Source organism: Allobosea sp. 01N443 (genome assembly GCF_056399325.1).
Genome location: NZ_JBFTRC010000237.1, coordinates 1 through 7,768, shown reverse-complemented (window position 1 = coordinate 7,768; position 7,768 = coordinate 1). Strand labels below are relative to the sequence as shown.

General features: G+C 65.7%; 7 protein-coding genes. 2 read left to right on the top strand and 5 right to left on the bottom strand.

Annotation, left to right across the window (positions count from 1 at the left end; all coding sequences use genetic code 11):
- The 5 genes from AC1DRP_RS32865 to AC1DRP_RS32845 all read right to left on the bottom strand — a co-directional run.
- Window positions 1-1,485, bottom strand: a 1,485-nt coding sequence (locus tag AC1DRP_RS32865) for a chemotaxis protein CheA (protein ID WP_476770713.1), incomplete at its 3' end; no start/stop codon positions are given.
- Entirely contained in the window at window positions 1,482-2,186 is a 705-nt protein-coding gene (locus tag AC1DRP_RS32860) for a chemotaxis protein CheW (protein ID WP_441507881.1), read from the bottom strand. The genes AC1DRP_RS32865 and AC1DRP_RS32860, both read right to left, overlap by 4 nt.
- A complete protein-coding gene (locus tag AC1DRP_RS32855; protein WP_476770712.1) occupies window positions 2,186-3,439 on the bottom strand; it encodes a CheR family methyltransferase in 1,254 nt (417 codons plus the stop codon). The genes AC1DRP_RS32860 and AC1DRP_RS32855 overlap by 1 nt, the downstream gene beginning before the upstream one ends.
- Before the next feature lie 11 nt (window positions 3,440-3,450).
- Window positions 3,451-3,915, bottom strand: coding sequence for a chemotaxis protein CheW (locus tag AC1DRP_RS32850; protein ID WP_441507883.1), 465 nt, complete (start codon window positions 3,913-3,915; stop codon window positions 3,451-3,453).
- A 129-nt stretch (window positions 3,916-4,044) separates the two neighbouring features.
- On the bottom strand, window positions 4,045-5,682 hold the full coding sequence (locus AC1DRP_RS32845) for a methyl-accepting chemotaxis protein (protein WP_476770711.1): 1,638 nt from the start codon (window positions 5,680-5,682) through the stop codon (window positions 4,045-4,047).
- A gap of 765 nt (window positions 5,683-6,447) precedes the next feature.
- Here AC1DRP_RS32845 and AC1DRP_RS32840 point away from each other — a divergent pair.
- Together AC1DRP_RS32840 and AC1DRP_RS32835 are read left to right on the top strand one after the other, a co-directional pair.
- A complete protein-coding gene (locus AC1DRP_RS32840; RefSeq protein WP_476770710.1) occupies window positions 6,448-7,554 on the top strand; it encodes an efflux RND transporter periplasmic adaptor subunit in 1,107 nt (368 codons plus the stop codon).
- A 5-nt stretch (window positions 7,555-7,559) separates the two neighbouring features.
- The coding region (locus tag AC1DRP_RS32835; protein ID WP_476770709.1) for an efflux RND transporter permease subunit at window positions 7,560-7,768 on the top strand (209 nt) is incomplete at its 3' end.

The window sequence follows — 7,768 nt, the reverse complement described above, 5'->3', positions numbered from 1 at the left end:
CGCATAGGGTTCGCCGTCGATCTCGACGAGCAGGGCGCGGATCACCGAGAGCGTCAGCGGCAACTGAAGCTGGAAACGCGTCCCGGCGCCGAGCTCCGACGACACGGTCACCTGCCCCCGGACCTGGCGTGCCATCGCCTGCACGGCATCGAGGCCAACGCCGCGTCCGGAAATGTCACTGACGCTGCCCTTCATCGAGAAGCCAGGCAGGAACAGGAACTCCAGGAGTTCGGCCTCGCTCAGGCTCTGCGCCGTCTCGGCCGTCGTCAGCCCCCGCCTGCTGGTCGCAAGGCGCAGCGCGTCGAGATCGATCCCGCGGCCATCGTCGACAACGATGATCTGCAACAGCCCGGCATTGTGCCGGGCCTCGAGCTTGATCAGGCCTTCTTCCGCCTTTCCTGCGGCCCGCCGCTCCTCGGGAGGTTCGAGCCCGTGATCGACGGCGTTGCGCAGGAGGTGCCCGAGCGGGGCATCGAGTTCCTCGAGGATGTCGCGGTCGATGCTCGTCGAGCCGCCGACGATCTCGAGGCGGACCTTCTTGCCCAGGGTTCGCCCGATATCGCGGACGGTCCGCGAAAAATGCCGGACGCCATCGTCGAAGGGGCGCATCCGGCTGGCGAGCGTCTCGTCATAGAGCCGATTGGCGAGATCGGTGGCGCGCCGGTCGACGGCATCGAGCTCGTCGAGGCGCTGCGCCAGAATAGCCTGGCTTTCCCCGAGCTTGAGCTGAGCCTCGGCGAGCGCCTGCAGGGCCCTGACATCCGTCGTCACCGCCGGCATCGCGGCGCGCAGCGCGTCAAAGCTCTTGGCAAGATCGGTCTGGACGCGCCTGAGGCGCAAGAGCCCATCGTTGAACGGTCTGAGGCGCCGGGCCGACATCAGGGACTCGCCCGCGAGCCCGRGCAGCCGGTTCAGGCTTTCTGCCGTGACGCGCACCATGCGGTCCGACCCCGGGCTTCCCGGCGTCTGGGATAGCGCCGGCGCGGATCCGGCAGCCGGCTCCTGGGCTCGAGCGGGCGGAGCTTCGCTGGAATGATCTCTCTCCGGAGCCGCCGCAGGGAGCTCGTCATTCACGTCCGGCCCCGAAGCCGAGGAGCCAGGCTGCTGAAGCGCCTGCGCGAAGCCTGCGATTCTGCGCTGGATCTCCTCTTCGCCAGGTCCCGGCTCAGTGGCGATCGCGGCCAGCAGATCGACGCCCTTCAGAAGCGCATCGATATGGGCGTGATTGAGCCTGACCTGCCCGCGCTGGGCAGCAACGAAGCACTCCTCCATCTCATGCGCCACCTGCACCGCAGGCGTCAGATCGATGATCCGGGCCGCGCCCTTGAGCGAATGGGCGGCGCGCATGCAGGCTTCGAGATGAACGGCCGCGACAGGATCGCGCTCAAGCGCCAGCAGGCCTGCTGTCAGCGCCTGCGACTGCGAGTCGAGTTCGGCGCGAAACAGGTCCAGCATCGAGAGCTGGCTGAAATCCTCGCCGCTCATGCGATACTCCGGTCGATCATGGCGAGCAGCGGTGCCTCATCGAGGCAGCCGACCGTGCGCCCCTGCCAGGACAGCATGGCCTGGATGACGGTCGAGGCCGATTTGCCGATCGTTGCCGGTACCGCGATCAGGTCGCGCTCCCCATAGGAATGCATGCCGTGCACCTCGTCGACCTCGAAGGCGACGCGCCTCTCATCCCTGCCAATCACGATCAGACGGCGAAACACGGCGATCTTGCCACCGCCTGAACTCTGCCCGCCCGTATTGATGCCGAGGAGCTCCGGCAACGACATGCAGATGAGCAGTTCGCCCCGGACATTGACRATGCCCAGCACTGCGCCGGTCCGGCGATGGGGCAGCGAATGGATGCGGCGCGGCTCCGCGATCTCGTGACAGGTCGTCGTCGGGAGACCGAGCCATTCCTCTCCCAGACGAAAGAGAACGACGCTGCGAGCCCCACCCTCGGCCTCGGGGCGCTCTGCAGCTCTCGCGAAATGCTGTGCCCATTCCTCGGAATAGCCCGCAGGCAAGGGGCGATCGAGCAGACTGCGTGCGATCTCCGCATGGGTCGGGCAGTTCCGACAATGCAGATGCTCCCGCAATTCCGGACAGGACCTGTCCCCGCTGACACCGATCTGGCGCCAGCACTCATTGATGCCCTGTCCCTGCTCCGTCGCTTGCATGCCGGCCGTGACGGACATCAGACGTCACTCCTCTTCGCAATCCGGTCGAGCCGGTCGGTCAGCGCCTTGGCTCCGGCCTTGTCGCCTTGCCGCTGCAGCAGGAGCTTGAGCTGGACGAGCGCCTGACGATGGTCGGGTGCAAGATAGAGTGCCTTCCGGTAATTCTGGATCGCGTCCGACGGCGCGTCATCCGCATCATGGGCGAGGCCAAGCAGGTAGAAGACCTCCGGTGACGGCCCGAATTCCTCGAGATGGCTCGCAGCGGCGCGCTTGACCTCACCGAGGCGGCCGGCATTGGCGGCGTGCTCGATGGTGGCAAGGCTCTTGGCTGCCGGGTCGGGCGCCGGCGAAGCAGCCTCTCCTGGTGCGGTCTTCTGCGCGAAGGGGCGCACGCGCGGAGGCGGCGCGATACGCCGTGGCGCTTGTGCGGGCAGTGGCGTCGGACGCGACCTCCGTACGGGAGCCGCTGCCGGCGCTTGCTGCACAGCGCTTGCCTTGATGAAGGCGAAGGCCCTGGGGAAGCGCACCGAAGCGAAGCCATGCAAGGTCGGCAATCCGGACTCGGCCGGCCCCACCAGCAACAGGCCCTTGTCTGCGAGCATCTGCCTGAGCCGGTCCAGTGCCAGCCCCTGCGTCTCGCGATCGAAATAGATCAGCAGGTTGCGGCAGAAGATGACGTCGTAAGGTTCGGCCCTCGGCTGCGGGACCGGCCCGAGCAGGTTGCCGAGCGTGAAGCAAACCTGCCGGCGGACGCGCTCATGCGGGCGGAAGCCGCCTTCGACCGCATCGAAATGCCGGTCGCGATAGCCGAGTTCCTCGCCGCGGAAGGAGTTGCGCCCGTAGACCGCACGTTCGGCATAGACGAGATTACGCGTGCTCACATCGACGGCGTCGATGCTGAATTCCGTTGCCTCGAAGCCCGCGTCGAACAACGCCATCGCCATGGAATAGGGCTCCTCGCCCGTCGAGCATGGCAGACTCAGAAGTCTGAGCGGCGTCCCGGAACCCCGGCTTTCGCGAGCCTGGCGCGTCATCGCCGCGAAGGCMTCGCGATCCCGGAAGAACCAGGTCTCCGGCACGACGACCGCATCGATCAGCTCCTGACGCTCGGTGCGGTTCTCGCTGAGATAACTCCAATAGGTGTGGAGGTCCGGCATCTCGCAGTCGGTCATCCGTCGCTTGAGCGCATGACGAATTACCGAGGCGCCGACCGTCTCGCTGCTGAGCCCGATCATCTCCCTGAGAAGCTGTTCGAACGCCCCTGTGCCCATGGCCCTGTCCATCAGGAATGCGTCGCGGGCTGCTGGAACAAGATCTCACGGATCGCTGGGGATAGCAGGGCTTCCGCCCGGATCCTCTGGATCAGCCCCTTGTCGTCGGAAGCGACCGGGCCGAGATAGGGAGGCATTCCAGCCTCGACACCCGTGGCCACGAAATCCGCCGGATCGCGCTCGACGGTCTCGATCGCACGCTCGGCAATGAGCCCGAGCAGGGCGTGCTCGCCTGCACCGACCGGATAGCGCACGAGGATGATCCGCGTGCTCAGCAGGGGGGCAGCAGCGCGCCCGAGCGCGAGCAGGCTGAGATCGATCAAAGGCACCGGTGCGCCCCGGTAGTTGATGGCTCCGACGACGCCGACCGGCGCAGCCGGCAGGGCTTTCACGGTGAGCAGGGGCAAGACCATTTCGACCTGCCGGGCATCGAGCAGATAGCGGTCCTGACCCAGGCGGAACATCAGAAACAGCATCGGACGGGGCTCGGCTCGCCTGCTCCTGCGACAGCATCAGACCGGATATCAAATCCGGCCTGATGCTGTCGCACTTTGTCTTTGCATCCGCTTTTACGAAAACCGGTATCCACTTTTCGGGCCGATGCTCTACGCGCGAAGTTTGAAACGCGAGATGCTGCTGCGCAGCCCGCTCGAGACCTGGTTCAGTTCGTCGATCGCGAGCGTGGATTGCTGCAGCGACTCGACCGTCTGCTGGGCGGCTTCGCTGAGCTGCGACAGGGCTTCGCTGATCTGGCCGGCACCGGTTGCCTGCGCCTGCATGCCCTCGTTTGCCACCTCGAAGCGCGGCACCAGCCCCTGCACCTGTTCGATGATCTCCGACAGCTGCCCGCCGACCTGCTGCACCTCCTGCATGCCGCGGCGCACCTCCTCGGAGAACTTGTCCATGCCCATCACGCCGGCTGCGACGGCCGACTGGATGTCCTTGACCATTTGCTCGATGTCGTAGGTCGACACCGCTGTCTGGTCGGCGAGGCGGCGGATCTCCGTCGCCACGACCGCAAACCCCCGGCCGTACTGACCGGCCTTTTCCGCCTCGATCGCGGCATTCAGCGAAAGCAGGTTGGTCTGGTCGGCGACCTTGGTGATGGTGGTGACGACCTGATTGATGTTGCCCGCCTTCTCGCTGAGGATCGCGAGCTTGGCATTGATCGCGCCGGCCGCCTCCATGACGTGGCGCATCGTCGTTTCCATGCGCGACAACCCGGCCTGCCCGCCTCCGGCAAGCACCGCAGTCTGCTCGGCGACCACAGAGACCTCGTCCATGGTGCGCACGAGCTCGTTCGAGGTCGCGGAGATTTCCTTGGCGGTCGCGCCGATTTCCGTCGTCGTCGCGGCGATCTCGCTGGCCGTCGCCTRCTGCTCCTTGGAGGTCGCGGCGACTTCGGTGATCGAGGTGTTGACCTGGATGCTGGATTTCTGAACCTGGCCGATCAGGCCGGCGAGATCGTCGGCCATGGCGTTGACGCCGTCGGCCAGCGTGCTGAACTCATCGCGACGCTGGAGCTCGAGCCGCGCGCTGAAATCTCCGCGGCGCATGAGATCGACGATGCCGAGCAGCTTTCCGAGCGGCACGGTGATGGCGCGAAACAGCAGGTAGCCGCACAGCGCCGCGAGCGCGAGCGCGACCAGGAAACTGACGGCCAGGCCCAACTCCGCCGTACGCACGATCGAGACGATGCGCTGGGTCGATTCATCGGCCTCCGACTTGTTGTACTCGACCATCGCCTGCAGGCTTGTCCGCAGCTTGGCAGCAATCGGCTCGAACTCGCTCCGGACTGCGCCGCGCTGGTCAAGAGCCTGACCGCCGGCCGCAGCCTGTTTGCCTGCGGCCACGATCGCGTCTTCGGCCGGAAAGACCTGGTCGAAAAGCTGTTTGACCAGGGCATAGTTCTGGCGATCCTGCTCGGAGTCGAGCGTGCCTTCATAGGACTTCAGCAGGCCGCGCAGCTGATCGCGATTGGCGAGCATGGCGTCGGCAATCCTGGCCTTGTCCGCGGCCACGTCCTCGAGCACGAATTCGCGCAGGAGGCTGCTGGCCTCCGTCCATGTCGTCATCAGCCGGGTGCTGAAATAGAGAGCCGGCACCGTGTTGGTTTCGACCCTGGCCGCTTCGCGCTCGGTCTGAACGAACCAGAGATAGGAGATGGCGGCCATCGCCGACATCACCGCCAGGACCGCAGCAAAACTCACGAGAATGCGGCGGCGTATCGTCAGGCTCTTCATCAGGTTCGTTCCATCGTCCAGACACGCATCGAGGAGCAGCGTCGGTTCGACCGGCCGCCGCTCTCTGGCGAGGAGGCCGAATCAACTGTCGTGACAGGCTACCCTGAAGGTGCTTGCTCTCCGGTGAACTGCAGACGCTGCCTGAAGAGCTCTTAAGAAAGCGCTAGATCGATGRCCCAAAGGCGAGTCGAAGACGGCGCCGATGACGGTTGGCGCCGCGCTTGGCTGGCGAGCCTGCCCGCCGCTTCCGTCCGATGCCGGATCGTCACCGGACCCGGAGCCGAAGCAACGCCTGAGAGGTTGCCTGCCTTCGACGAGCCATCATCGGTCTGCCCTAGCGGCACATAACGGTCTCGGTGTGGTGACGAACCATAGGCCGACCGCACCGACTTACTGTATCGCACTGCGGGTGTTACAGTATCAAAGTTCTAGGCAGAAGCGTTTGGAACGACTGTCAGGACCTATCGAGCATCACCTTTGCGATGAGGTCACTGGATGACGGCGTCTGCGAGAGTTCTTCGATGGGCGATGTCGCCCTTCGGCCAGCTGTCAGGTCATCGGGCCGAAGCCAAAGGGCTACAGGCGCGCTCTCATCCCGGTCTGCGCGACGCCGATCACGCCTGGCCCCGCCGGGGCAGCGATCAAGATCGGGGATGTCACGCTCGATCGGCATCACACGGTCACTGACGAAATCGGCGAAACCTAGACCCGCTGCGCCATAGAGCGGCCCGGGAAGTCTTCACCACGGCTGGCAGGGAGGCGTCGATGTGGCGGATTGCATATGTGGCGGCTGTCGCCTGCGCCGTTGCCGGGCCGGCCCTCGCACAGACAGGCGAGCCTGCCGCCGTTCAGGTCGGCACCATCAACGCAGAACGCAAACCGATTTCCAAGTCTCTCGGTTTCGTCGGCCGCGTCTCGGGAATCGACAAGGTCGACATCAGGGCCCGGGTCACCGGCTATCTTGAGGAGGTGCTCTTCAAGGAAGGCGACATGGTCAAGGCCGGCGCCCCGCTCTACCGGGTCGAGCGCGACCTCTTCCAGGCAGCGGTCGAGAAGGCGCAGGGTGCGCTCGAGATCAGCAAGTCGGCCGACGCCTTGGCCGCGATCCAGCTCGAACGTGCCCAGGACCTGCTGGCCAAGGCGGCCGGCACCGTCGTGGCGCGCGATCAGGCCGTTGCCCAGAAGCAGCAGACCGCCGGCGCGATCATGACCAACCAGGCCGATCTCGCCACGGCGAAAGTCAATCTCGGCTACACCTCCATCACGGCGCCGATCTCCGGAAAGATCGGCCTGACCAATGTCACGAAGGGCAATGTGGTCGGCCCCGACAGCGGCGTGCTGACGACGATCATCAGCCAGGATCCGATGTATGTGACCTTCCCGGTCAGCCAGCGCGAATTCCTCAAGAGCGCCGAAACGGGCAAGCATGTCGATCCCAAGGCGGTCAAGGTGCAGCTCCGCTTCTCCGACGGCACTCTCTACGACCAGCTCGGGCAGATCGATTTCGTCAACAACTCGGTCGATCGTGGCACCGACACCGTGCTCGTCCGGGCGAGGATGCCCAATCCGACCGGCGCGCTGACCGACGGGCAGCTGGTGCGCGTCGCCCTGGAGGTCGGCGATCCGCAGCAGATGATCGTGGTGCCGCAGGCAGCCCTGATCGCCGACCAGGCCGGCGTCTATGTCTTTGCGGTCGTGGACGGCAAGGCCGTCGTCAAGCGGCTGAAGCTCGGCGGCGAGGACGGCCCCAATGCCGTCGTGTCCGAAGGCCTGGCCGGCGGCGAGCAGATCATCGTCGAGGGTCTGCAGGCCGTCAGGCCAGGGGCACCCGTCCGGGCACGCCCGGTGCCGGCGATGATCAAGGGAAGCTGAAGCCCATGATCTCCGCGATCTTCGTTGATCGGCCCCGCCTCGCCATCGTCATCGCCATCGTCACCACGATCGCCGGCCTGCTCTCGCTGCTGGCGATTCCGGTCGCGCAATACCCCGACATCGTGCCGCCGCAGGTCTCGGTGACGACGGTCTATCCCGGCGCATCGTCCCAGGTCGTCGACGCGACGGTCGCGCAGCCGATCGAGGCCCGGGT

Excerpts from the sequence above, each read along its gene's own strand:
- AC1DRP_RS32850 (WP_441507883.1), bottom strand. The coding sequence starts at position 3,915 with ATGCTGTTTCTGATGTTCCGCCTGGGTCAGGACCGCTATCTGCTCGAT.
- AC1DRP_RS32840 (WP_476770710.1), top strand. The coding sequence starts at position 6,448 with ATGTGGCGGATTGCATATGTGGCGGCTGTCGCCTGCGCCGTTGCCGGG.